We start from the raw sequence: 22,639 nt of genomic DNA on the forward strand, positions 1-22,639 counted from the left end.
CGGGGAAGGGCGGGGCTTCGGTGCGGCGCGTCAGGCCTTGATCTTGAAGCCGTCGGCGTACTTGGCGGGGTCCTTGCCGTCCCACACCACGCCGTCCAGGAGCTTGCTGGAGCGCATCGGGTCCTTGGGCACGTTGATCTTCATCGCGCTGGCCACCGACTTGTACAGGTCGACCTGGTTGATCTGCTTGGCCACGCCCAGGTAGTCGGGGTGGTCCTTCAGCAGGCCCCAGCGCTTGTGCTGGGTGAGGAACCACATGCCGTCGGACAGGTAGGGGAAGTTCACCGCGCCGTCGTTGAAGAACTTCATGTGGTTGGGGTCGTCCCAGGTCTTGCCCAGGCCGTTCTGGTAGCGGCCCAGGATGCGCTGGTTGATGGCGTCCACGCTGGTGTTCACGTAGGCCTTGCCGGCCACGGTCTCGGCCATCTTCATCTTGTTGGACAGGCTGGCGTCGATCCACTGGCTGGCCTCCAGCACGGCCATCATCACGGCGCGCGTGGTGTTGGGGTACTTCTTGACGAAGTCGGCCGTGGTGCCCAGCACCTTTTCGGGGTGGTCCTTCCAGAGATCCTGCGTGGTGTTGGCGGTGATGCCGATGCCGTCCATGATGGCGCGGTGGTTCCAGGGCTCGCCCACGCAGAAGCCGTCCATGTTGCCCACGCGCATGTTGGCCACCATCTGCGGGGGCGGCACGGTGATGAGCTTGGCGCCCGACAGCGGATTGATGCCCGCCGCGGCCAGCCAGTAGTGCATCCACATGGCGTGGGTGCCGGTGGGGAAGGTGCCGGCAAAGGTGTATTCGCGCTTTTCCTTGGCCATCAGCTTGGCGAGCGACGGGCCGTCCACCGCGCCCTTGTCGGCCAGCGCCTTCGACAGCGTGATGGCCTGGCCGTTGTGGTTCAGACCCATGAGCACGGCCATGTCCTTCTTGGGGCCTGCCGTGCCCAGGTGCACGCCGTACACCAGGCCGTACAGCACATGGGCAAAGTCCAGCTCGCCGTTGACCAGCTTGTCGCGCACCCCGGCCCAGGAGGCTTCCTTGGTGGGGATGATGGTGACGCCATATTTCTTGTCGAAGCCCAGCACCGAGGCCATCACCACGCTGGCGCAGTCGGTCAGGGGGATGAAGCCGATCTTGACTTCCTTTTTCTCCGGGGCGTCCGAACCCTGGGCGTGCACCAGCGCGCGCAGAGCTGGGCTGACGCCGACGGCGCCCACACTGGCGGCCTGCAGCACGGTGCGGCGGTGGAGGCGGGTCTTGAGCAGATCGGTCATGGGGCGTTTCCTCGTAGCGGCAAAAAACAAAAAAAGGCGTCCCCTCCAGGCCGCTTGCTCGCACAAGCCGGCGCAGGAGGGGGACGCCTTTGTCCAGGGGGCAGGCCCTTGCGGGGACTGCGGTGGCACAAGCCCGTCGTTGGGCCGGTGCCGCAGGGTGGGACCGTCGTTGGTCCCGCACCGGATCATGCAAGCGACGTGCCAGAAAAACGCAGCACCATGGCGGGGCGGCAGGCGCTCTTCTTTTGATAGCTGCTTGCGCCCATGAGTGGGCGCTTGGGGGCGTTTTTTGTACTGTGGGGCGATAGGGCGCTGGGATCGGCCGGGTGCACTCGCCACCGGTCGGCACCGGCCCGCATGCCGCCCATGCACTGTGTTTGTGCGCTGCACCACGGTGCATCGCCGGCTGCGGGGGCTTGAGCGGAGCCTGGGTGGGCCGTCAGCCCAGCAGGTCCATCACGTCCAGCATGCGCTGGGCCACTTCCACCAGCTTGAGTCCCTTGTCCATGGCGGTCTTGCGCAGTTTTTCGTAGGCGGCCTGCTCGCTCAGGCCCTGGCGCTCCATGAGCAGGCCCTTGGCCCGGTCGATGGTCTTGCGGTCCTTGAGCTCGTTGCGGGCGTCGGCCAGTTCGGCGCGCAGCGCCTGCTCATGCTGGAAGCGCGCCACGGCCACGTGCAGGATGGGCCGGATGCGCTGGGGCGCCAGCCCCGCCACGATGTAGGCCGACACGCCCGCCGCCACGGCATCCTGGACGTGCGAGGTGTCCTCGTCGTTGGTGAACATCACGATGGGGCGGCGGGCGTCCCGCGTCGCCATCACCACATGCTCCAGCGCATCACGCGCTTCGCTTTCGGCGTCCACGATGATGAGGTCGGGCTGCAGCTGCGCAATGCGCTCGCTCAGGAAGACGTCGGCCGGCAGCGTGGCGACCAGGTTGAAGTTGTTCTCCAGCAGACCGATGCGCAGCGCCCGCGACCGCTCCGCCTGTTGCAGGGCGTGCTCATCGTCGGCGTCGGCAACGGCCAGATCCGGGGCAACCACGACGATACGCAGGGACTCTTTCATGCCCTGCAGGCAAGCAATTTTTACGCCACAAGTTGGTGCATGGCACGTGCTCGGGGTATTTCCGGGGGCGCTGTGCCCCGCCGTTGCAGGGCCTGAATGTTGCTAATAGTGTCTGAAACGACAGGGCATACCCGGTACCGTCACCCTGGCGACTCGCATATACATCCGGTCACATTCACATCCACAGAGAGAAGGAAATTGGCATGAACACACAGGTGCGTCGGAGGACTGTCTTGACCGCGTTGGCGTGCGCCGCCCTGGCCGCGGCGGGGGCCGTGGGGCTGTCGGGCTGCAGCAAGGTGCCGGATACCGTGAAGATCGGTGTGGCGCAACCGCTGAGCGGGCCGCTGGGTGCGCTGGGGCACGATTTGCTCAACGGCGTCAATCTGGCGGTGGCCGAGCTGAACAAGGGAGGCTACACGGTGGACGGCAAGCGCGTGACGCTGGAGGTCGTGTCGGTGGACGACAAGGCCGACGCGGCCACGGGCAAGACCGTGGCGCAGCAGCTGGTGGACGCCGGCGTGGTGGCGGTCATCGGGCACCTGAACTCCGGCGTGAGCATCGATGCCGCACCCATCTACGCCGCCAAGGACATTCCGCAGCTGGCCATCTCCACCAACCCCAAGTTCACCCAGTTGGGCCTGCCCACCACCTTCCGCATGGTGGCCAACGACACGCTACAGGCCCGCGCCATGGGCTCGTTCGCCGCCGCGCAGCTGGGCGCCTCCCGCTACGCCGCCCTGGACGACGGCACGCCGTACGGCAAGGGGCTGGCCGACGGGGCCGCCGCACAGCTGCGGGCCGACAAGAAGGAGGTGGTGGTGCGCAAGTCGTTCGACGACAAGACCACGGCCTTTGATGCCCTGGCCGCGGAGCTCAAGGCGGCCCAGGTGGAGGTCATCGTCTCCACCCTCAACGACTTCCAGGCGCTGGCCCTGCTGGAGGCGCTGCGCAAGGTGGGCCATACCAAGGTCAGCCTGCTCGGGGGCGACACCATCAAGACCACCGACATGACCAAGGGCGCGGGCATCATCGAGGGCATGTACGCCACGTCCCCCGTGCTGGAGGCCAAGGAGTTCACCACCGGCAAGGCCTTCCTGGAAAAGTACATCGAGGCCTACAAGAAGCCGCCGGCCTATGGCGGGCACTACAGCTACGACAGCATGTACGTGCTGTCCGCGGCCATCCAGAAAGCCAAGTCCGCCGACCCCAAGGAGATCGGCAAGGTGCTGCACAGCATCAATGGCTACGCCCCGGTGACGGGCACCATGACCTGGGACGACAAGGGCGAGCAGCGCTACGGCGCGGTGGGCGTGTACGAACTGCGCGGCGGCAATTGGGAGCTGCGCATGCGCTCCGACCGCTGGTAGGCCGTGCGCGCTGCCGGGCCGCGCGACCGGTGCCAGGCGTGGCCCCGGCCCCGGGTTTTACACTCGGGGCCATGAGCTTGCTGATTCTGGGGATCGAGTCGTCCTGCGACGAAACGGGTGTGGCCCTGGTGCGTGCCACCGGGAGCGCCGTGCCGACACTGCTGGCGCATGCCCTGCACAGCCAGATCGAGATGCACCAGGCCTACGGCGGCGTGGTGCCGGAACTCGCCAGCCGCGACCACATCCGCCGCGTGCTGCCGCTGGCCACGCAGGTGCTGCGCGACGCGGGCGAGCCGCTGGCCGCCGTGGACGTGGTGGCGTATACGCGCGGCCCCGGGCTGGCAGGGGCACTGCTGGTGGGGGCGGGCGTGGCCTGCGCGCTGGGCGCCGCGCTGGGCAAGCCGGTGCTGGGCGTGCACCACCTGGAGGGCCACCTGCTGTCGCCGTTCCTGAGCGCGGACCCGCCCGAGTTTCCGTTTGTCGCGCTGCTGGTGTCGGGCGGGCATACCCAGCTGATGCGGGTGGACGGCGTGGGCCGCTACGAGATCCTGGGCGAGACCATTGACGACGCCGCCGGCGAGGCGTTCGACAAGTCGGCCAAGCTCATGGGCCTGGGCTACCCCGGAGGGCCGGCGCTGTCCCGGCTGGGCGAGCACGGCGATGCCACCGCCTTCAAGCTGCCCCGGCCGCTGCTGCACAGCGGCGACCTGGACTTTTCCTTTGCGGGCCTGAAGACGGCGGTCCTCACCCAGGCGAAGAAGCTGGGCGACGGGCTGGAGCAGCGCAAGGCCGACCTGGCCGCCAGCACCGAAGCGGCCATCGTGGACGTGCTGGTGAAAAAGACGCTGGCCGCGCTGCAGCAAACCGGCTTGAAGCGCGTGGTCGTCGCCGGCGGCGTGGGCGCCAACCGCCACCTGCGCGCGCAGCTGAATGCGGCCTGTGCCCAGCGCAAGGTGCGTGTGCACTACCCCGAGCTGCACCTGTGCACCGACAACGGGGCCATGATCGCCATGGCCGCCGCCATGCGCCTGCAAGCCGGGCAGCAGCAGGCCAACACCGACTACGCGTTTGACGTGAAGCCGCGCTGGCCGCTGGACGCCATCGCGGTGTGACGGCCGCGCACGGGCACCGCAACCCTGGCGCCATGTGCACTGCAGCATTTCTTTACGTGGGCTTGACCGTTGGGGTACGCAGGTCCCCGCGGGGCTCTTCACAATCGGGGCATGCCCTTCCTTGAGCCGTGCCGCGCCATGCGTCCATTTCCCCAGGTTGCCTCCCTCTTGCCTGCCCCGCCTGACGGCCGCGCCGCTGCGTTGATGCGGCGGATGTCCGCCGCGCTGGCGCAAGGAGGGGGACCGGCGCTGGGGTTGGGTTGGGGGGTGGGGCTGTGCCTCGCGTTGTCGGGCTGCGCCAGCCTGGCGCCCGCGGGCAGCGGGGTGCCTGCCGTGGCGGTGCCCTCGGCGTGGGCAGCTGCCGGCCCGGTGGGGCAGGGCGGTACCGCTGGGGCTGCCGCCACCCCGCTGGCGCAGTGGTGGCAGGGGTTTGGCGACCCAGACCTCACCGCCCTGGTGGAGCGGGCGCTGGCGGCCAACACCAGCGTGCGTGCGGCCCAGGCGGCGCTGCAGCAGGCGCGCGCGCAGGTGGACGTGCAGGCCGCCGGCCTGCAGCCCGGGGTGCGCGCGTCCGCCTCGGCGCAGCGCAGCCGCGCGGCCAACAGTACGGGCAACAGCTTCCAGGCCGGGTTTGATGCCAGCTGGGAGCCCGACGTGTTCGGCCGCCTGGGCAGCGGCGTGCGCGCCAGCGAAGCCGACGCGCGCGCCGCCGAGGCCAGCCTTGCCGACGTGCAGGTCTCGCTGGCCGCGGAAGTGGCCGTGAACTACATCGAGCTGCGCGGCCTGCAGCAGCGCTTGGCCATTGCGCGCAGCAACCTGGCCAGCCAGCAGGAAACACTGCAGATCGCGCAGTGGCGCCTGCAGGCCGGGCTGGCCACCTCGCTGGTGTCCGAGCAGGCCCGCGCCGCGGCGGAGCAGACGGCCGCGCAGATCCCGTCGCTCGAAGCGAGCCTTGCGCAGTCCCGGTATGCCCTGGCGGTGCTGACGGGGCAGCCCCCCGGCGCGCTGGATGCGGCGCTGGCCGCCGCCGCCCCCGTGCCCCAGCCCGGCGCCGCGCTGGCGCTGGCGATTCCGGCCGAAACCCTGCGCCAGCGGCCCGACGTGCGTGCGGCCGAGCAGCGCATTGCCGCAGCGCTGCAGCGCGTGTCGCAGGCCGACGCTGCGCGCTACCCCAGCTTCTCCCTCAGCGGCTCGGTGGGGCTGCGGGCCCTCACCCTGGGTGCGCTCACGGGGGGCGGTGCGGTCACCAGCGCGTTGCTGGGCAGCGTGTCCGTGCCGCTGCTGGATGGCGGCGCCGCGCGGGCCCAGGTGCGCGTGCAGGAAGCCGCGCTGGAACAGGCCCGCGTGGCGTACGAAGCCACCGTGCTCGCCGCCCTGCAGGACGTGGAAAACGCCCTGGCCGCGCTGCAGGGGGACCGCGACCGGCTCACCCGGCTGCAGGCCGCCGCAGAGGCCGCCGGCAATGCGGCGCTGCTGGCCCAGCAGCGCTACCGCAGCGGGCTTATCGACTTCCAGTCCGTGCTGGAGACGCAGCGCACGCTGCTGTCCACGCAGGAGAGCCAGTCCATCACCGCCACCAGTGTCGCGGCCGACCACGTGCGCCTGTACAAGGCGCTGGGCGGCGGGTGGCAGGCGCAGCCCGCAGATGCCCTGGCGCGCCGCTGAGCCGTCCCACCGGCCTTTCCGTTGCCCGGCCTTTCATTGACCCCGATTCACCGCCATGCCCCACACCGATCCGTCCCCGGCATCCCCGCCGGCTTCTGCTGCCCCTGCTGACCTGAACGCCCTGCTGGGCGCCGACCGCCCGCGCCGCTGGTGGCAGCGCCGGTCGCTGTGGCTGGGCGTGGCCGCGCTCGGGCTGGCCGCGGCGGGCGGGTACGCCTGGCAAAGCCGCCAGAGTGCCCACGCCGCACCCAGCTACGTGACCGAGGCGCTGGGCCGGGGCAACCTCACGCTGACGGTGGCGGCCAACGGCACGCTGCAGCCCACGCGCTCCGTCACCATCGGCAGCGAGCTGTCCGGCACGGTGCGCAACGTGCTGGTGGACGTGAACGACAAGGTCCGCAAGGGCCAGCTGCTGGTGGAGCTGGACACCGCAAAGCTCGACGCGCAAGTGCTGCGCTCGCGGGCCTCGCTGGCCTCGGCGCAGGCGCGCCTGGCCCAGGCCGCGGCAACCACCCAGGAGGCCCAGGCCAACCTGGGCCGGCTGGAGGAGGTGGCCCGGCTGTCGGGCGGCAAGGTGCCCTCGGCCGCCGAGCTGGACACCGGCCGCGCCACGCTGGACCGCGCGCGGGCCGACGAGGCCAGCGCCCGCGCCTCGGTGCAGGACGCCCGCGCCGCCCTGTCCACGGACGAGACCAACCTGTCCAAGGCCTCCATCCGTTCGCCCATCGATGGCGTGGTGCTGGCCCGCTCGGTGGAGCCGGGCAACGCCGTGGCCGCGTCGTTGCAGGCCGTCACACTGCTCACGGTGGCCGAAGACCTGACCCGGCTGCGCCTGGACGTGAACGTGGACGAGGCCGACGTGGGCTCGGTCAAGGTGGGGCAGAACGCCAGCTTCACCGTCAGCGCCTACCCGTCGCGCCGCTACCCGGCCACCGTCACGCGCGTGTCGTTCGGCTCCACCAAGACCGACAACGTGGTTACCTACATCACCTGGCTGGACGTGAACAACGCCGACCTGAGCCTGCGCCCGGGCATGACGGCCGCGGCCACCATCACCTCCACCGAACGCAAGGACGTGCTGATGGTGCCCAACACCGCGCTGCGCTTCACCCCCTCCGGCGCTGCCGGGACGGGTGCGCCGGCAGCGGCCGGGGGCGCCCGCCCGCCCGCGTCGTCGGGCAGCGGGGGCGGCATCATGTCCCAGCTCATGCCGCGCATGCCGCGCACAGGCTCGGGGCCGCGCAAGCCGGGCAACGGGGCCGAGGCGGGCGACGCCGCGGGCAAGCTGCGCCAGATCTGGGTGCTGCAGGACGGGACGCCCCGGCCCATGGCGGTGCAGGTGGGCATCAGCGACGGCCGCCACACCGAGGTCACGGGCGAAGGCCTTGCACCCGGCATGGCCGTGATCACCGACCAGCGCACCGCCGGTGCCAAGCCATGAGCGCGCCGGGCGAGGTTCCGCTGATCCGCCTGCGCGGCGTGACCAAGGTCTACGGCGAGGGCGCGCTGGCCTTCCAGGCCCTGAAAGGGGTGAACCTGGACATCGCGCAGGGCGACTTCGTGGCCATCATGGGCCCCAGCGGCTCGGGCAAGTCCACGGCCATGAACACGCTGGGCTGCCTGGACCGGCCCACCACGGGCGAGTATTTGTTCAAGGGCGTGCATGTGGAGTCGCTCTCGCGCGACGAGCGGGCGCGGCTGCGGCGGCGCTACTTTGGCTTTGTGTTCCAGGGCTTCAACCTGCTGGCGCGCACCTCCGCCCAGGAGAATGTGGAACTGCCCCTGCTGTACCGGGGCGAGTCGGCCGCAGTGCGGCACGCCGCCGCGGCCCGTGCGCTGGCGGCGGTGGGACTCAAGGGCTGGGAGCACCACACGCCGGCCGAGCTGTCGGGCGGGCAGCAGCAGCGCGTGGCCATCGCACGCGCCATCGTCACCGAGCCCGATGTGCTGCTGGCCGACGAGCCCACGGGCAACCTCGACACCCAGCGCAGCCACGAGATCATGGAGCTGCTGTGGCACCTCAATGCCGACCAGGGCATCACCGTGCTGATGGTCACGCACGAGCCTGACATGGCGCAGTACGCGCGGCGCATCGTGCGCTTCGTGGACGGCGTGGTGGACAGCGATGCGCCCAACCCGTCCCCGGCGGGGCTGCGCAGCGGTACGGCGGACGCGCCGGTGGCGCCAGCGCCAGCGCACGCGGGAGGTGCCTGATGCTGCTCAACACCCTGCTCCTGGCGCTGCGCTCCATCCGGCGCAATCTCATGCGGTCGTTCCTCACCATCCTGGGCATCGTGATCGGCGTGAGCGCGGTGATCACCATGGTCACGCTGGGCAACGGCGCCACGCTGGCCATCCAGAACCAGATCTCGGGCCTGGGCACCAACCTGCTGCAGGTGCGCCCCGGGCAGCGCCTGGGGCCGGGCGGCGGCACGGGGGCGCCGGCCTTCAAGGACACCGATGCCGACGTGATCGCCCAGCAGATCGGCGGCATCCTGGCCGTGGCGCCCGAGGCGCGCACCGGCGCCACCGTGGTGGTGGGCGGGCGCAACTGGTCCACCAGCGTCATCGGCAGCACCAACGCCTGGCTGCAGACCGGCAACTGGACGGTGCGCACCGGCCGCATCTTCACCGACGCGGAATTGCGCGCGGGCGCTGCCGTCTGCCTGATCGGCGAGACCGTGCGGCGCGAGCTGTTTGGCAGCGAGGACGCCCTGGGCGGCCAGCTGCGCGTGAAGGCGTTCTCGTGCGAGGTGGTGGGCGTGCTCGCCTCCAAGGGCCAGGGCGCGTTCGGCAACGACCAGGACGACACCGTGCTGGTGCCGCTCAAGACGCTGCAGCGGCGGGTGACCGGCAACACGCGGGTGAACACGCTGCTGGTGTCGATGAAGGACGGCAGCGACCCGGAGCGGGTGAAGGCGAGCCTCACCCAGCTGCTGCGCGAGCTGCGCAAACTTTCCGATTCGGACGAAGACAACTTCAACGTGCTCGACACCAAGCAGCTGGCCGATACGCTCTCGGGCACCACCAAGGTGCTGACCACGCTGCTGGGCGCCGTGGCCGCCGTGAGCCTGCTGGTGGGCGGCATCGGCATCATGAACATCATGCTGGTGAGCGTGACGGAGCGCACGCGCGAGATCGGCCTGCGCCTGGCCATCGGCGCGCTGGAGCGCGAGGTGCTGCTGCAGTTCCTGATCGAGGCTGTGGTGCTGGCCGCCTTGGGCGGGCTCATCGGCATCGTGCTGGCCATGGGCGCGTCGCTCGCGCTGTCGGGCCTGATGGGCGTGCCCTACCTGTTCAACCCGGGCGTGAACCTGCTGTCGTTTGTGTTCTCGGCCGGCATCGGGGTGGTCTTCGGCTATTTTCCCGCCCGCCGCGCGGCGCGCATGGACCCCATCGATGCGCTGCGGCATGAATGAGAAAGCACCCGGCGCGGCAAGGGAAATATCTATAAAAAACGCCCGCAGCCCTTGCGGGGCGGGCGCTGGAAGCTATTGAAAATATAGCTATCTCGGTGCCCGCGGCGCGGGCGTGCGGGGCGCTCAGTGGATCGTCAGCGTGGCGGCCTTGCTGGCGGGCTCCACACGGGCCAGCGTCAGCGTGAGCACGCCGTTTTCCAGCTTGGCGGTGCTGGCGCTGGCGTCCACCTCGGTGGCCAGCTCCCAGGCGCGCTGCACCTGGCGCGGTGCGCCTTCCACGCTTTGCACGCGCACCACGGCACCTTCGATGCTGATCGTGAGCTGCTCGCGGGTGAGGCCGGGCACATCCAGCTGCAGCGTGGTGGCTTTTTCATCCTGCGTGATGGTGCAGCCGGCGGCAGGTGCTGCGGCGGCTGGTGCCAGGGCGCCCATCAGAAAGCGCTGCAGCGCCATGTCTGCGGAACGGGGGGCTTGGGCATACGCGGCGCGGCGGATCACGGGGGCGAAGATCATGGGGACTCCTATACACTGCGCGGCTCTCGACGTGGTCGCCGCATGCCAAGGAGGTGTGTACGGCCACCGTGCATTTCAAGGGAAAAAGTGGCATGAATAAATTGCGTTCCGTGGGCTTGAAAACCAGCGCCGCGGCATTACGTCACACCGTTTTGGCGGCATCCGCCGCGCTGGCCTGCGCGTTGCTGCCGCTGGCCGCCCCCCAGGCCCAGGCCGCTGCGCCCGGGGCCGCGGTGGTGCAGGGCAAGCCCATCAAGGTCGCGCTGATCGAAAGCCTGTCGGGCGCCTTTGCGAACACCGGCGAGGCCGTCTACCGCAACGTGTTCTGGGCCATGGAGCGCGTGAACGCGCGCGGCGGCGTGCAGCTGCCCGCAGCGGCTGGCGGCCCGCGCCCGCTGGTGCTGGAGCGCTATGACAGCAAGGGCCAGAACGAGGAAGCCCTGTCGGCCCTGCGCGCCGCGATTGACGATGGCGCGCAGGTCATCCTGCAGGGCAACTCCTCGGCCACCGCCGCGGTGCTGATCGAGGCCATCAACAAGCACAACGAGCGCGAGCCGGCCAAGCGCGTGGTCTTTTTGAACTACGCGGCGGTGGACCCGATCCTGACCAACGAGAAGTGCAGCTTCTGGCACTTCCGCTTCGACGCGCATGCCGACATGCGCATGGCCGCGCTCATGGACGTGATGCGCGAGGACAAGGCCCTCAAGAGCGTGTACCTCATCGGCCAGGACTACAGCTTCGGCCAGGCCGTGCTGCGCGAGGCGCGCAAGCAGCTGGGGGCGCAGCGGCCCGACGTTGCCATCGCCGGGGAAGAGCTGCACCCCATCGGCCGCGTGAAGGACTTCGCCCCCTACGCCGTGAAGATCAAGACCAGCGGCGCGCAGGCGGTTGTCACCGGCAACTGGGGCAACGACCTCACGCTGCTGGTGAAGGCCGCGCGCGAGGTGGGGTACGAGGGCAGCTTCTACACCTTCTATGGCAACGCGCTGGGTGCTCCGGCGGCGATGGGCGACGCGGGCATCGGCAAGGTGGTGGCCGTGGCCGACTGGCTGCCCAACGTGCCGGGCGCACAGAGCGAGGCGTTCTACCAGTCCTTCCGCACGCGCTTTCCCAAGCCGCAGGACGACTACGTCCACATGCGCATGCAGCTCATGGTGGAGGCGCTGGCCCAGTCCATCGAGCGCGCGGGCAGCACCGAGGCGACGGCAGTGGCGCGGCAGCTGGAGAACGCAAACGTGCAGCTCTCCGGCCAGGGCGGCAGCATGCGCGCGGCGGACCACCAGTTCCAGCAGGCGCTGGTGGTGGGCGTGATGGACAAGAAGGGCACGCCGGGCGTGAAGTTCGACGTGGAAGGCTCGGGCTACGGGTTCCGCGTGGTGCGGCAGATTCCGGCCGCCAAGGCCCAGCAGCCGCACAGCTGCAACATGCAGCGGTATTGAGCCTTCGGCCGCTGAGCTTGTCGAAGCGCTGCGCAAGGCTTCGACAGGCTCAGCCCGAACGGCCTATGCGTGATGGCGATGCGAGATGCGGCTCTGAACCGTTCACGCTGAGCTTGTCGAAGCGCTGCGCAAGGCTTCGACAAGCTCAGCCCGAACGGATGTTTCGGATGGTTCGGAAGGAACTCAGCGCCGGATGCGGTGCCCGGTTTTGAACACCCACCACACCACGGCCAGGCACAGGGCCATGAACACCAGCGTCATGCCCGTGCTCACGCCGATGTGCACGTCGGCCTGGCCGTAGAACGCCCAGCGCAGGCCGCTGATGAGGTAGACCACCGGGTTGAACAGCGACACCGCCTGCCACAGCGGCGGCAGCATGTTGATGCTGTAGAACGCACCGCCCAGGAAGGTGAGCGGCGTGATGACCAGCAGCGGGATGACCTGCAGCTTCTGGAAGCTGTCGGCCCACAGGCCGATGATGAAGCCGAACAGGCAGAACGTGACGGCGGTGAGCACCAGGAAGCCCACCATCCACACCGGGTGGGCCACCTGGTACGGCACGAACACGCGGGCGGTGGCCAGGATGAGCACCGACACCAGCAGCGACTTGCTGGCCGCTGCACCCACGTAGCCCAGCAGCGCCTCCACCCAGTTCACCGGCGCGCTCAGCAGCTCGTAGATGGTGCCCGACCACTTGGGCATGTAGATGCCGAAGGCCGAGTTGGAGATGCTCTCGGACAGCAGCGACAGCATGAGCAGGCCGGGGATGATGTAGGCCCCATAGCTCACGCCGCCGATGTCGCCCATGCGCGAGCCGATCGCCGAGCCGAAGACGATGAAGTACAGCGCCGTGGTGAGCACCGGGGCGATGAGGCTCTGCATCCAGGTGCGGAACGCACGGTGCATCTCGAAGCGGTAGATGGCGAGCACGCCATGCAGGTTGGGGCCGTTCATGCGGGGTCTGCCTTTCGTTCGGCGGGGGCCTGGTGCACCAGGCTCACGAAGATGTCTTCCAGCGAGCTTTCGCTGGAGTGCAGGTCCTTGAAGTCGATGCCGTGCTCCTGCAGGGCGCGCAGCAGCGCGGCAATGCCCGTGTCGTCCTGCTGCGAGTCGAAGGTGTAGGTGAGCGTGGCGCCGCCCTGGCTTAGCGCTAGCGGCCAGCGGGCCAGCGCGGCGGGCACCTCCGCCAGCGGCTGCTGCAGCGTGATCGCGAGCTGCTTCTTGCCCAGCTTGCGCATCAGCACCGCCTTGTCTTCCACCACGATCAGCTCGCCCTTGCGGATCACGCCGATGCGGTCGGCCATGTCCTCGGCTTCTTCCAGGTAGTGCGTGGTCAGGATGATGGTGGTGCCGGCGTCGCGCAGCTTGCGCACCAGGCGCCACATGTCGTGGCGCAGCTCCACGTCCACGCCCGCGCTGGGCTCGTCCAGGAACAGGATCCTGGGCTCGTGCGACAGCGCCTTGGCGATCAGCACGCGGCGCTTCATGCCGCCCGAGAGGGCCAGGATCTTGGTGTCCTTCTTGTCCCACAGCGACAGGTCCTTGAGGATCTTCTCGATGTACGCCGGGTCGGGCGCCTTGCCGAACAGGCCGCGGCTGAAGCTCACGGTGGCCCACACGGTCTCGAACGAGTCGGTGTGCAGTTCCTGCGGCACCAGGCCGATGGCCGCGCGGGCGGCCCGCCAGTCGCGCACGGTGTCGTGGCCGTCGGCGGTGATGGTGCCGGCCGTGGCATTGCTCATGCCGCAGATCACGCTGATCAGCGTGGTCTTGCCCGCGCCATTGGGGCCGAGCAGGGCAAAGATCTCGCCGCGCCGGATGTCCAGGTCGATGTGCTTGAGCGCCTGGAACCCGCCCGCGTACGTCTTGCTGACGCCGCGCACGCGAACGATGGCGTCCGAAGAGGTGGCAGTGGGCGGTGGTGCTGCTGCTGGCATGGGCAAAAGGGTGGGGTGGGGGAGGAAGAGGGCTGCCGCGCACGCGGCCGAAGCGCTGCATTGTGGCGTGACTCGCGTCCGCGCGCCGGCGTGCGGCCCAATCCCCGCCGTGGCACTGGGGCCGGGGGGCTCCTGTCTGCGCCCGGCGCGTCAGCGTGCGCGGGCTGCCGCCACCTCGCGGCCCAGCTCGATCACGGCCATGGCGTAGTAGCTGGACCAGTTGTAGCGCGTGATGGCGTAGAAGTTCTCCGTGCCGGCCACGTAGGTGGGGGCGTCGCCGCCGTTTTGCAGCTCCACCAGCGCCAGCGGTCCGGTGTGGCGGGCGGCGGCCTCGTCCAGCACCACGCCCTGGGCCTGCAGGCTGGCCGCGCTGAAGGTGGGCAGGATGTCGGGGGCCAGCAGGGCGTCCAGCTGCAGCCGGGCGTTGTCAAACTGCACCGCGTAGTGCGTGGGCATGCCGGGAACCCAGCCGTGGCCCTGGAAATAGTGGGCCACCGAGCCGATGGCATCGGCCGCGCTGCGGAACAGGTCGATGCGGCCGTCGCCGTCAAAGTCCACGGCGTAGCGCATCCAGCTGGACGGCATGAACTGCCCCAGCCCCATGGCGCCCGCATAGCTGCCGCGCGGCCCGAACGGGTCGGTGTTGCTGCGGTCGGACAGGCTCAGGAACTGCTCCAGCTCGCGCCGGAAAAAACTGGCCCGCTCGGCGGCCCGCGGGTGCGCCGACGGAAAGTCGAACGCCAGCGTGGCCAGCGCGTCCATCACCCGGAAATTGCCCATCTGCTGCCCGTAGATGGTTTCCACGCCCAGGATGCCCACGATGATCTCGGCGGGCACGCCGTACTCGCGCTCGGCGCGCTCCAGGGCGGCCTGGTTCTCTTCCCAGAACCGCAGGCCCGCGCGGATGCGCACCGGTTCCACGAACCGGCTGCGGTAGGCCCGCCAGTTCTTGGGCGCGCCCTTGGGCGGCGGCAGCATGAGCCGCGGGATCTGCGGCAAAAACTGGGCCTGGCCGATGGCCTGGCGCACCCACTCGCGGTCCAGGTTGCGGCGTGCGGCCAGGTCGTCGGCAAATTCCAGGGCCTCGGGGCGGGAGGCGTAGTACACCGCCGGCCGGTTGTGCGCGGCACCGGATTTTGGGCCTTTTTTGGGGTTTGCCAAGGCGGGTATTGCGCAAGCAGCTATCAAAAAAAGAGCAATCGCAGCCCGCCGGGCGGGCATTTTCACGGTCAGTTCCACAGTCTTCTTCATGGGGATGGGTGGCGGGGGCGGGCAGGCAGGGCGCCGCCCGCCCGCGCCACGGTGTCATTTCTTCGGCCAGGGCAGCCCGCTGAATTCGCGCCGCAGGGCGGCCAGTTCGGTGTCCGGGTGGGGAGCGTAGCGCAGCCGTTCCAGGCGCAGCAGCCAGTCGGCCAGCGTGGCGGCCCCGGCGCCAAACCGGGCCTGCACCTGGGCGGCCATGGCGCGCGGGGGCATGGTGGCGGGCAGTTCCAGGCCGGCGCGGGCCAGGCGCTCGCGCGTGCGGGCCAGCAGCCGCAGCCAGGGGTCGTGCTGGCTGCGCTCCCACAGGTTCCAGGCAATGCCGCCCAGGGCGGCGGCAATGACGAGAAAACCCATCACGGTGGTGAGGTCCTGCCAGCTGGGGGACTCAAACCCCAGCGCCTTGAGCAGGTCCATCTGCCGCGTTTGCGTGTAGTTGAGCACCCACTGGTTCCAGCGGTTGTTGACGGCCTCCCACGCGGCCCGCAGGTTCTGCGCCAGGCCGGGGCTGAGGGTGCCCATGGCGGCGGCAAAGGCGCCCTGCGGGGCCCGCAGCCGCTGGAACTGGCCCACGCGGCCCGGTGCGACGGCGCCGGTGGGGTCCACCCGCACCCAGCCGCGGCCCTCCATCCAGACTTCGGCCCAGGCGTGGGCGTCGCTCTGGCGGACGGTCCAGTAGCCGTCGAAGTAGTTCATCTCGCCGCCCTGGTAGCCGGTGACGATGCGTGCCGGGATGTCCATGGCGCGCATCAGCACCACGAAGGCCGAGGCGATGTGCTCGCAAAAACCCTCCTTGCGGTCGAACCAGAACTCGTCCGCCGTGTGTTCGCCGTAGACGCCGGGCTCCAGCGTGTAGGTGTAGCCGCCGGTGCGCAGCCGCTGCAGGGCCGCGTTGACCAGCGCCGGCGTGCCCCCGGCGCTGAGCGAGGGGTCGGCGCGCATCTGCGCGGCCAGCGCCAGGGTGCGGGGGTTGAAGCCGGGCGGCAGTTCCTCGTGCACGTGCAGCTGCCGCACGGCGGTCTCGGGGCCGTGGCGGAACGTGGGGTAGCTCTCGGCGCGGTAGCGCATCACGTCCATGATGGGGCGGCTGGTCATCCACTGCAGGTCCTGCGTCATGTACGCCTGCATGTTGGGCAGCTCGGGGGCGTTGGGGGTGGCCTCCAGCACCATGAGCCAAGGGCGCTTTTGCGGCTCCATCGTCACTTCGTAGCGCACGGCCGGGCCCTGCACCTGCAGGTTGGCGGGCAGGCCGATCCGCGCGGCCAGTGCGCTGTCTTCGCGGAACGGCTCCGCCTGCCATTCCCGCCCGTCGAAACCGGCGAGCACGGGGCCGCGGAAGTACATGGCCGACTGCTGCGGAATGTCCTGCGCCGGGCCCTCGAACCGCACGCGCAGGGCCACCGCGTCGTTGAGGGCCAGCTCCGCGATGGAGCCCACCTTCATCACCCCCGACAGGCCGGTGCTGCCTTTCATGCTGTCGGTGGGCATGCCCCACAGGGGCGCGATGCGGGGGAACAGCATGAACAGCGCCACCATGATGGGCGCGCCCAGCAGCGCCATGCTGCCGGCAATGCGGAACGTCTGGGCCAGCGGCGGCCGCCCCACCGGCATGTGGGCGTTGACCAGCGCCGTGAGCAGCCCCAGCAGCGCCACCAGCATCGCCGCCGCCGTGGCCAGCGACTGCGAGAAGAAGAAATTGCTGAGCATCGTGAAGAAGCCCAGGAAGAACACGACCATGGCGTCGCGGCGCGCGCGCAGCTCCAGCATCTTGAGGGCGAGCAGCACCACGATCAGCGTCACGCCCGCGTCGCGCCCGAGGATGGTGCGGTGCGTGACCAGCGTGCCGGCCACGGCCACGATCAGCAAGGTTGCCACCGTCCAGCGGCCGGGCAGGGGGCGGCCCCGCCACGCCAGCACGCCACGCCACAGCAGCAGGCCACCCGCCAGCAGGCTGGTCCAGGGCGGCAGGTTGGCCACCTGCGGCGCGATCACCCAGGCGATCACGAACAGCAGGAACAGCGTGTCGCGCGCTTCGCGGGGCAGGGAGGCAAGGGTCTGTCGCAGGGTCATTGCGGGAAGGTCATGCCGTGAGGGTGGGGAAGGCTGGAGCAAGTTTGCTATCTAAATGATAGCTTCCAGCGCCTATCCACAAAGCGCTGGAAGGCATTTTGGTACGAATCAGCACAGTGCAAGCGCCTCCAGGCAGCGCCGGCGGTGGGCGGCGCCGCTGTCGGGCGCGATTTCGGCGCCCGGCAGGCGCAGGCCGTAGTCCAGGCCCAGGCGGTCGGCCTGCAGCACCCAGGCGGTGAGGCGGGAGATGCGGGCCTCGGGGTCGGTCAGGCCGGTGCGGGCCGGGTCCAGCCACAGCTCGTGCCGCTGGGCCTGCTGGGCATCGCGGCTCACCAGGTCGTCAGTGCCCGTGGCCAGCGACTTGGCCGCCTTTTTCCAGACCACCAGCTTGAGCGGATCGCCGCGGCGGTAGGCCCGCACGCCGTCAAACTCGCCAATGCCCTGCGATAACGCGCTGCCCGTGCCGCTGGCGCGCGGCTCCCCGGGCGGCAGCGGCGGCCCGGGGGTTTCGGGCGCCGGGTACACCAGCACCTGGGCGGCCGGGCGCCAGTAGGTCCACACGCGGAAGGTGCCCAGCGGAAAGCGGGTTTCGGCCGTGAGGGTGGGCACGCGGTGCAGGCCCCGTCGCTCGGGCCGGAAGGCCACCTGCACGCTGGTCTGGCCCTGGGCGGGCACGTCGGTCCAGGCCCAGTGGTGCGGCTCCTTGCGGCCCGTGCCGTGCACGGCCAGCGCAATGCCGTAGCGCGGCGTGGCGCGGTCGCTGGACAGCTGCACCTCGAACGCGGTGCTGGTGCCCATGAAGTGGGGTTCCGGGGCCTTCAGGTGCAGCGTCAGCCCCCGCAGGTTGGCATGGCACAGGTGCATGCCGATCACCGCGCTGCCCGCCAGCAGGAAGGTGAGCAGGTAGCCCAGGTTGAGCTGGAAGTTGATCGAGGCGACCAGCAGCACCGCCAGGGTCAGCGCCAGCATCCAGCCTGCGCCCGTGGGCAGGATGTAGACATTGCGCTGCGTGAGCACCAGGGTGTCGCTCAGGGGCAGCCGGGCCTGCCACCAGCGCTGAAAACGCCGCCGCAGCAGCGCCAGCGGATTGAGCGCAGCGGCGGCGCGGGACCAGGCCGGCGCTACGGCCGGTTCGGAGTGCGCGGTCACGGCAGCGGGGTGGCGTCCACCATGGCGCGCACCTGCTCCACCGCGCCACGGCCGGCGTCGCCCACGGGCACCAGGCGGTGGGCGATGGTCTGGGGCAGCACGGCCTGCACGTCGTCGGGGGCCACGTAGTCGCGCCCGCTGATCAGCGCCTGGGCCTTGGCCGCGCGCACCAGCGCGATGCCCGCGCGCGGCGACAGGCCCTGCAGGAACCAGCGGCCCGAACGCGTGGCGGCGATCAGGTCCTGCACATAGTTCAGCAGCGGCTCGGCCGTGTGCACCGCCTGCACCTGGCGCTGCAGCTCGGCCAGTTCCTCGTCCGACAGCAGCGGCAGCATGCTGTCCACCATGTCGCGGCGGTCGGCCCCCGCCAGCAGCATGCGCTCGGCCGCACGGTCGGGGTAGCCGATGGAGATGCGCATGAGGAAGCGGTCCAGCTGCGATTCGGGCAGGGCAAACGTGCCCAGCTGGTCGTGCGGGTTCTGCGTGGCGATCACGAAGAAGGGGTGGGGCAGGGCGCGGGTTTCGCCCTCCACCGACACCTGCTTTTCCTCCATGGCCTCCAGCAGCGCGCTTTGCGTCTTGGGGCTGGCGCGGTTGATCTCGTCGGCCAGCAGCACCTGGGCGAACACGGGGCCCGGGTGGAACACGAAGGACTCCTTGCCGCGTTCGTACACCGACACGCCGGTAAGGTCGCTGGGCATCAGGTCGGCGGTGAACTGCACGCGCGAGAACTGCAGCCCGAAGGTGCGCGACAGCGCGTGCGCCAGCGTGGTCTTGCCCACGCCCGGCACGTCCTCGATCAGCAGGTGCCCCCCCGCCAGCAGGCAGGCCACACAGTCCTGGACCTGGGCCTGTTTGCCCACAATCACCGTGTTAAGCTGATCCAGGAGCGATTTGATCTTGTGCTGTGTGTTCATCATCATGGCGCGACGTTATCCGAAAAAATCCAAGAAATGGGACAAGCAGGGGCAAGACTGTGAGCAAAACGGGCTATTTCACCCACCGGGATTGTTGGAAGCACGAGATGGGCCCGGGGCACCCGGAGTGCCCCGAGCGGCTGGACGCGATTGAAGACCGTTTGCTGGCCACCGGCGTGGCCGACGCGCTGGAGCGCTACGAAGCCCCCGAGGCCTCGCTGGCCGACATCGAACTGGCCCACGGCCGCATGCACATCGCGGCGCTGCGCGGCCTGTCCGACCGGCTCAACGAAGAGCTGCTGGCGGGCGGCCCCGCCTATGCGCAGATCGACACCGACACGTCCATCAACGCCCACACCTGGAAGGCGTCGCTGCGCGCGGCCGGCGCCGCGCTGGCCGCCACCGACGCCGTGATGGCGGGCGAGGTGGAAAACGCCTTCTGCGCGGTGCGCCCGCCCGGCCACCACGCCTGCCGCGACAAGGCCATGGGTTTTTGCTTTTTCAACAACGTGGCCGTGGCCGCCAAGTACGCGCTGCAGCGCTACAACCTGCAGCGCGTGGCGATCGTGGACTTTGACGTGCACCATGGCAACGGCACCGAGGACATCCTGGCGAACGACGAGCGCGCGTTGATGGTCAGCATCTTCCAGCACCCGTTCTACCCCTACAGCGGCGACCACAACCCGGCCCCCAACATGGTGAACGTGCCCGTGCCGGCCTACACCCGCGGCATGGACATCCGCGAGATCATCGAGATGATGTGGATGCCCCGGCTGGAAGCCTTCAAGCCCGAGATGATCTTTGTGAGCGCCGGTTTTGACGGCCACCGTGAGGACGACATGGGCCAGCTGGGCATGACCGAGCAGGACTATGCCTGGATCACGCAGCGGGTGAAGGACGTGGCGCGGCGCTTTGCCAAGGGGCGCATCGTGTCGTGCCTGGAAGGCGGCTACGTGATGGGGCCGCTGTCGCGCAGCGTGGAGGCGCATCTGCGGATCCTGGCGGACTTGTGAGCATCCCCCTGAGCGGCTTCGCCGCTTCCCCCTTCTCTTGCATCGCTGTGCGCTGCGGAAGGGGGACGCCGCCAGCGCGGCGGGGCGGCCCTTGCGCGGCGGCCTCCGCGTGGCCGCGACAGTGGCTGCGGGCATGCCCAGGTCAGAAGTACGAGAGAAAGATATGACAAGTTCAAGCACCGATTCCCTGCTGCAGGTGGCCCGCGACGCGCGTGGCGTGGTCACGCTCACCCTGAACGACCCCTCGCGCTTCAACGCGCTGGGCACCGAGATGCTGGCGGCGCTGCAGCAGGCGCTGGACGGGGTGGCGCGCGACGACACGGCGCGGGTGGTGGTGCTGGCTGCGGCCGGCAAGGCGTTCTGCGCGGGGCACAACCTCAAGGACATGGCCGCGAACCCGGAACTGGCCTACTACCAGCAGCTGTTCGCCCAGTGCAGCCGGGTGATGCTCAGCATCCACAAGCTCAGCGTGCCCGTGATTGCGCGCGTGCACGGCATGGCCACGGCGGCCGGATGCCAGCTGGTGGCGCAGTGCGACCTGGCGGTGGCGGCCGACACGGCCAGCTTTGCCACCAGCGGCATCCACTACGGCCTGTTTTGCGCCACGCCCAGCGTGCCGCTGGTGCGCAACGTGCCCGCCAAGCGGGCCATGGAGATGCTGCTCACCGGCGATTTCATCGACGCCGCCACGGCGCGCGAGGAGGGACTGGTGAACCGCGTGGTGCCCGCCGCCGCGCTGGACGCCGAGGTGGAGCAGCTGGTGCAATCCATCCTGCAGAAGCCGCGCGTGGCGGTGGCCATGGGCAAGGCCCTGGTGTACCAGCAGCGCGAGCTGGGGCTGGATGCCGCCTACCAGCTGGCGGGCCAGACCATGGCCGCCAACATGGTCCATGAAACCGCGCAGGAGGGCGCCCGCGCCTTCGCCGAGAAGCGCAGCCCGGCCTGGAAGCGCACCTGATGGCGGTGCGCATGGATTCCACGCCCATGCTGGAGGACGTGGGCGGCTGGCTGGCCGCGTTTGTGCAGCCCTCGGTGCTGATCGAGCTGGGCGCGCTGGCGCTGTGCGCGGCGCTTGCGTGGGGCGCGGTCTTCGGGCTGCGCCGCGCCCTGGGCCAGCGGGACCCGCGCTCCATCCTGTTTGGCGAGCGCGTGCTGGATGGCGCACTGTTTCCGCTGGTGCTGCTGGGCCTGGGCTATCTGGCGCGCACGCTGATCCTCACCTGGTGGCCCGTGGCCGCCTTCAAGGTCATCATTCCCGTGCTCACCTCGCTGGTGGTGATCCGCCTGGGCGCCAAGGTGCTGCAGGCGGCGTTCCCCCATTCCGCGTGGGTGCGGCCCATCGAACGCTCCATCTCCTGGCTGGCCTGGCTGACCATGGTGCTGTGGGTCACGGGGCTGCTGCCCCGCGTGCTGGACGAGCTGGACCGCATCACCTGGAAGGTGGGGGCGTCCACCCTGTCGGTGCGCACCATGATCGAAGGCGCGCTCACTGCCGGCGCGGTGCTGCTGGTGGCGCTGTGGGTGTCCGCCGCCATCGAGGCCCGGCTGCTGCGCTCGGCCACGGGGGGCGAGCTGTCGCTGCGCAAGGCCATCAGCAACGCGCTGCGGGCGGTGCTGGTCTTCGTGGGGCTCATCGCGGCCATGTCCGCCGCGGGCATTGATCTCACGGCGCTGTCGGTGCTGGGCGGCGCGGTGGGCGTGGGCATCGGCTTCGGCCTGCAGAAGCTGGCGGCCAACTACGTCAGCGGCTTCGTCATCCTGGCCGAGCGCAGCATGCGCATCGGGGACAACGTGAAGCTGGACAACTTTGAAGGCCGCATCACCCAGATCAACGCCCGCTACACCGTGATCCGCTCGCCCGCGGGGCGCGAATCCATCGTGCCCAACGAGCTGCTCATCACCCAGCGCGTGGAAAACCTGTCGCTGTCCGACCCGCGCGTGTGGATGTCCACCACCGTGAGCGTGGCCTACGAAAGCGATGTGGACCAGGTGGCGCAGCTGCTCGCCCAAGCGGCCCTGGCCAGCCCCCGGGTCCTGCGCGACCCCGCTCCCAGCGCGTCGCTGTCGGCCTTTGGCGCGGATGGGCTGGAGTTCACGGTGGGCTTCTGGATCGCGGACCCCGAAAACGGGTCGCTGGGGCTGCGCTCGGACATCAACCGCGCCATCCTCCAGGCCTTGCGTGCCCACCGCATCGAAATCCCTTATCCGCAGCGGGTCATGCATGTGCAGGTCGACGGCGCTGCGCCCGCCTTGGCCGGGGCGGTGGCCGCCGCGCCAGCCCAGGCGCCCGCCCGGCTGGGTGCCGCAGGCGACAGCGCGGCCTGACACCGGGGCGACGCACTGCCCTATAATTCAGAAAAAGCACGATCGTTCTTTTTTGCAATCGTGTGGTCTGTGCCCCGGCTCCGTAGCGGTTTCGCTGCAGTGCGGCATA

Annotated in this window: 19 protein-coding genes; 10 read left to right on the forward strand and 9 right to left on the reverse strand. The window is 69.8% G+C overall.

What is annotated here, in order from left to right:
• Positions 1–30: 30 nt before the first annotated feature.
• Together ACOYR3_RS08090 and ACOYR3_RS08095 are read right to left on the reverse strand one after the other, a co-directional pair.
• Positions 31–1,275: a CmpA/NrtA family ABC transporter substrate-binding protein gene (locus ACOYR3_RS08090; protein ID WP_422845937.1), complete on the reverse strand. Its 1,245-nt coding sequence runs from the start codon at positions 1,273–1,275 to the stop codon at positions 31–33.
• A gap of 439 nt (positions 1,276–1,714) precedes the next feature.
• Entirely contained in the window at positions 1,715–2,341 is a 627-nt protein-coding gene (locus ACOYR3_RS08095; protein WP_422845938.1) for an ANTAR domain-containing response regulator, read from the reverse strand.
• 203 nt (positions 2,342–2,544) lie between these two features.
• Here ACOYR3_RS08095 and ACOYR3_RS08100 point away from each other — a divergent pair, with 203 nt between their 5' ends.
• The 6 genes from ACOYR3_RS08100 (at position 2,545) to ACOYR3_RS08125 (ending at position 9,907) form a co-directional block, all read left to right on the forward strand.
• Positions 2,545–3,711 (forward strand): branched-chain amino acid ABC transporter substrate-binding protein, encoded by a 1,167-nt coding sequence (locus ACOYR3_RS08100; RefSeq protein ID WP_422845939.1) that lies wholly within the window; start codon positions 2,545–2,547, stop codon positions 3,709–3,711.
• A gap of 71 nt (positions 3,712–3,782) precedes the next feature.
• Positions 3,783–4,823, forward strand: coding sequence for a tRNA (adenosine(37)-N6)-threonylcarbamoyltransferase complex transferase subunit TsaD (gene tsaD, locus ACOYR3_RS08105; protein ID WP_422845940.1), 1,041 nt, complete (start codon positions 3,783–3,785; stop codon positions 4,821–4,823).
• A 213-nt stretch (positions 4,824–5,036) separates the two neighbouring features.
• Positions 5,037–6,488 carry an efflux transporter outer membrane subunit gene (locus ACOYR3_RS08110; protein WP_422845941.1) on the forward strand — a complete coding sequence of 484 codons (1,452 nt, stop codon included), beginning with the start codon at positions 5,037–5,039 and terminating at the stop codon, positions 6,486–6,488.
• Positions 6,489–6,543: 55 nt separating this feature from the next.
• Positions 6,544–7,929: an efflux RND transporter periplasmic adaptor subunit gene (locus ACOYR3_RS08115; protein WP_422845942.1), complete on the forward strand. Its 1,386-nt coding sequence runs from the start codon at positions 6,544–6,546 to the stop codon at positions 7,927–7,929.
• Positions 7,926–8,702: an ABC transporter ATP-binding protein gene (locus ACOYR3_RS08120; RefSeq protein WP_422845943.1), complete on the forward strand. Its 777-nt coding sequence runs from the start codon at positions 7,926–7,928 to the stop codon at positions 8,700–8,702. The genes ACOYR3_RS08115 and ACOYR3_RS08120 overlap by 4 nt, the downstream gene beginning before the upstream one ends.
• Positions 8,702–9,907 carry an ABC transporter permease gene (locus tag ACOYR3_RS08125; protein ID WP_422845944.1) on the forward strand — a complete coding sequence of 402 codons (1,206 nt, stop codon included), beginning with the start codon at positions 8,702–8,704 and terminating at the stop codon, positions 9,905–9,907. The genes ACOYR3_RS08120 and ACOYR3_RS08125 overlap by 1 nt, the downstream gene beginning before the upstream one ends.
• Before the next feature lie 123 nt (positions 9,908–10,030).
• Here ACOYR3_RS08125 and ACOYR3_RS08130 read toward each other — a convergent pair whose 3' ends face one another.
• Positions 10,031–10,420 (reverse strand): Hsp20/alpha crystallin family protein, encoded by a 390-nt coding sequence (locus tag ACOYR3_RS08130; protein ID WP_422845945.1) that lies wholly within the window; start codon positions 10,418–10,420, stop codon positions 10,031–10,033.
• Positions 10,421–10,512: 92 nt separating this feature from the next.
• Between ACOYR3_RS08130 and ACOYR3_RS08135 the strand changes: the two genes are divergently transcribed.
• Positions 10,513–11,859: a branched-chain amino acid ABC transporter substrate-binding protein gene (locus ACOYR3_RS08135; protein WP_422845946.1), complete on the forward strand. Its 1,347-nt coding sequence runs from the start codon at positions 10,513–10,515 to the stop codon at positions 11,857–11,859.
• A gap of 183 nt (positions 11,860–12,042) precedes the next feature.
• On the opposite strand, the gene ACOYR3_RS08140 is transcribed toward ACOYR3_RS08135, so the two are convergent.
• The 6 genes from ACOYR3_RS08140 to ACOYR3_RS08165 all read right to left on the reverse strand — a co-directional run bounded on the left by ACOYR3_RS08140 (position 12,043) and on the right by ACOYR3_RS08165 (position 19,192).
• Positions 12,043–12,813, reverse strand: coding sequence for an ABC transporter permease (locus tag ACOYR3_RS08140; RefSeq protein ID WP_291487453.1), 771 nt, complete (start codon positions 12,811–12,813; stop codon positions 12,043–12,045).
• Positions 12,810–13,796 carry an ABC transporter ATP-binding protein gene (locus tag ACOYR3_RS08145; protein WP_422845947.1) on the reverse strand — a complete coding sequence of 329 codons (987 nt, stop codon included), beginning with the start codon at positions 13,794–13,796 and terminating at the stop codon, positions 12,810–12,812. Before ACOYR3_RS08145 ends, ACOYR3_RS08140 begins: the two co-directional genes overlap by 4 nt.
• Before the next feature lie 150 nt (positions 13,797–13,946).
• Complete coding sequence (gene mltB, locus ACOYR3_RS08150; RefSeq protein WP_422846550.1) at positions 13,947–15,017, reverse strand: lytic murein transglycosylase B; 1,071 nt, start codon at positions 15,015–15,017, stop codon at positions 13,947–13,949.
• Between the two features lie 84 nt (positions 15,018–15,101).
• Positions 15,102–17,126 carry a transglutaminase TgpA family protein gene (locus ACOYR3_RS08155; RefSeq protein WP_422845948.1) on the reverse strand — a complete coding sequence of 675 codons (2,025 nt, stop codon included), beginning with the start codon at positions 17,124–17,126 and terminating at the stop codon, positions 15,102–15,104.
• Between the two features lie 108 nt (positions 17,127–17,234).
• Positions 17,235–18,275, reverse strand: a complete 1,041-nt coding sequence (locus ACOYR3_RS08160) for a DUF58 domain-containing protein (RefSeq protein ID WP_422845949.1) — start codon at positions 18,273–18,275, stop codon at positions 17,235–17,237.
• Entirely contained in the window at positions 18,272–19,192 is a 921-nt protein-coding gene (locus ACOYR3_RS08165) for an AAA family ATPase (RefSeq protein ID WP_422846551.1), read from the reverse strand. The genes ACOYR3_RS08160 and ACOYR3_RS08165 overlap by 4 nt, the downstream gene beginning before the upstream one ends.
• Before the next feature lie 107 nt (positions 19,193–19,299).
• Here ACOYR3_RS08165 and ACOYR3_RS08170 point away from each other — a divergent pair, with 107 nt between their 5' ends.
• The 3 genes from ACOYR3_RS08170 to ACOYR3_RS08180 all read left to right on the forward strand — a co-directional run bounded on the left by ACOYR3_RS08170 (position 19,300) and on the right by ACOYR3_RS08180 (position 22,530).
• Positions 19,300–20,205 carry a histone deacetylase family protein gene (locus ACOYR3_RS08170; protein ID WP_422845950.1) on the forward strand — a complete coding sequence of 302 codons (906 nt, stop codon included), beginning with the start codon at positions 19,300–19,302 and terminating at the stop codon, positions 20,203–20,205.
• Between the two features lie 163 nt (positions 20,206–20,368).
• Positions 20,369–21,163, forward strand: coding sequence for an enoyl-CoA hydratase (locus tag ACOYR3_RS08175; RefSeq protein WP_422845951.1), 795 nt, complete (start codon positions 20,369–20,371; stop codon positions 21,161–21,163).
• Positions 21,164–21,174: 11 nt separating this feature from the next.
• Positions 21,175–22,530 (forward strand): mechanosensitive ion channel family protein, encoded by a 1,356-nt coding sequence (locus ACOYR3_RS08180; protein WP_422845952.1) that lies wholly within the window; start codon positions 21,175–21,177, stop codon positions 22,528–22,530.
• Positions 22,531–22,639: the final 109 nt, after the last annotated feature.

Source organism: Acidovorax sp. M2(2025) (genome assembly GCF_049330835.1).
Classification (GTDB): domain Bacteria; phylum Pseudomonadota; class Gammaproteobacteria; order Burkholderiales; family Burkholderiaceae_C; genus Acidovorax.

Bases quoted from the DNA above. Each gene is read 5' to 3' on its own strand.
- ACOYR3_RS08090 (WP_422845937.1), bottom strand. From the start codon at position 1,275: ATGACCGATCTGCTCAAGACCCGCCTCCACCGCCGCACCGTGCTGCAG.
- ACOYR3_RS08095 (WP_422845938.1), bottom strand. From the start codon at position 2,341: ATGAAAGAGTCCCTGCGTATCGTCGTGGTTGCCCCGGATCTGGCCGTT.
- ACOYR3_RS08100 (WP_422845939.1), top strand. From the start codon at position 2,545: ATGAACACACAGGTGCGTCGGAGGACTGTCTTGACCGCGTTGGCGTGC.
- tsaD (WP_422845940.1), top strand. From the start codon at position 3,783: ATGAGCTTGCTGATTCTGGGGATCGAGTCGTCCTGCGACGAAACGGGT.
- ACOYR3_RS08110 (WP_422845941.1), top strand. From the start codon at position 5,037: ATGTCCGCCGCGCTGGCGCAAGGAGGGGGACCGGCGCTGGGGTTGGGT.
- ACOYR3_RS08115 (WP_422845942.1), top strand. From the start codon at position 6,544: ATGCCCCACACCGATCCGTCCCCGGCATCCCCGCCGGCTTCTGCTGCC.
- ACOYR3_RS08120 (WP_422845943.1), top strand. From the start codon at position 7,926: ATGAGCGCGCCGGGCGAGGTTCCGCTGATCCGCCTGCGCGGCGTGACC.
- ACOYR3_RS08125 (WP_422845944.1), top strand. From the start codon at position 8,702: ATGCTGCTCAACACCCTGCTCCTGGCGCTGCGCTCCATCCGGCGCAAT.
- ACOYR3_RS08130 (WP_422845945.1), bottom strand. From the start codon at position 10,420: ATGATCTTCGCCCCCGTGATCCGCCGCGCCGCGTATGCCCAAGCCCCC.
- ACOYR3_RS08135 (WP_422845946.1), top strand. From the start codon at position 10,513: ATGAATAAATTGCGTTCCGTGGGCTTGAAAACCAGCGCCGCGGCATTA.
- ACOYR3_RS08140 (WP_291487453.1), bottom strand. From the start codon at position 12,813: ATGAACGGCCCCAACCTGCATGGCGTGCTCGCCATCTACCGCTTCGAG.
- ACOYR3_RS08145 (WP_422845947.1), bottom strand. From the start codon at position 13,796: ATGCCAGCAGCAGCACCACCGCCCACTGCCACCTCTTCGGACGCCATC.
- mltB (WP_422846550.1), bottom strand. From the start codon at position 15,017: ATGCCCGCCCGGCGGGCTGCGATTGCTCTTTTTTTGATAGCTGCTTGC.
- ACOYR3_RS08155 (WP_422845948.1), bottom strand. From the start codon at position 17,126: ATGACCCTGCGACAGACCCTTGCCTCCCTGCCCCGCGAAGCGCGCGAC.
- ACOYR3_RS08165 (WP_422846551.1), bottom strand. From the start codon at position 19,192: ATGAACACACAGCACAAGATCAAATCGCTCCTGGATCAGCTTAACACG.
- ACOYR3_RS08170 (WP_422845950.1), top strand. From the start codon at position 19,300: ATGGGCCCGGGGCACCCGGAGTGCCCCGAGCGGCTGGACGCGATTGAA.
- ACOYR3_RS08175 (WP_422845951.1), top strand. From the start codon at position 20,369: ATGACAAGTTCAAGCACCGATTCCCTGCTGCAGGTGGCCCGCGACGCG.
- ACOYR3_RS08180 (WP_422845952.1), top strand. From the start codon at position 21,175: ATGGATTCCACGCCCATGCTGGAGGACGTGGGCGGCTGGCTGGCCGCG.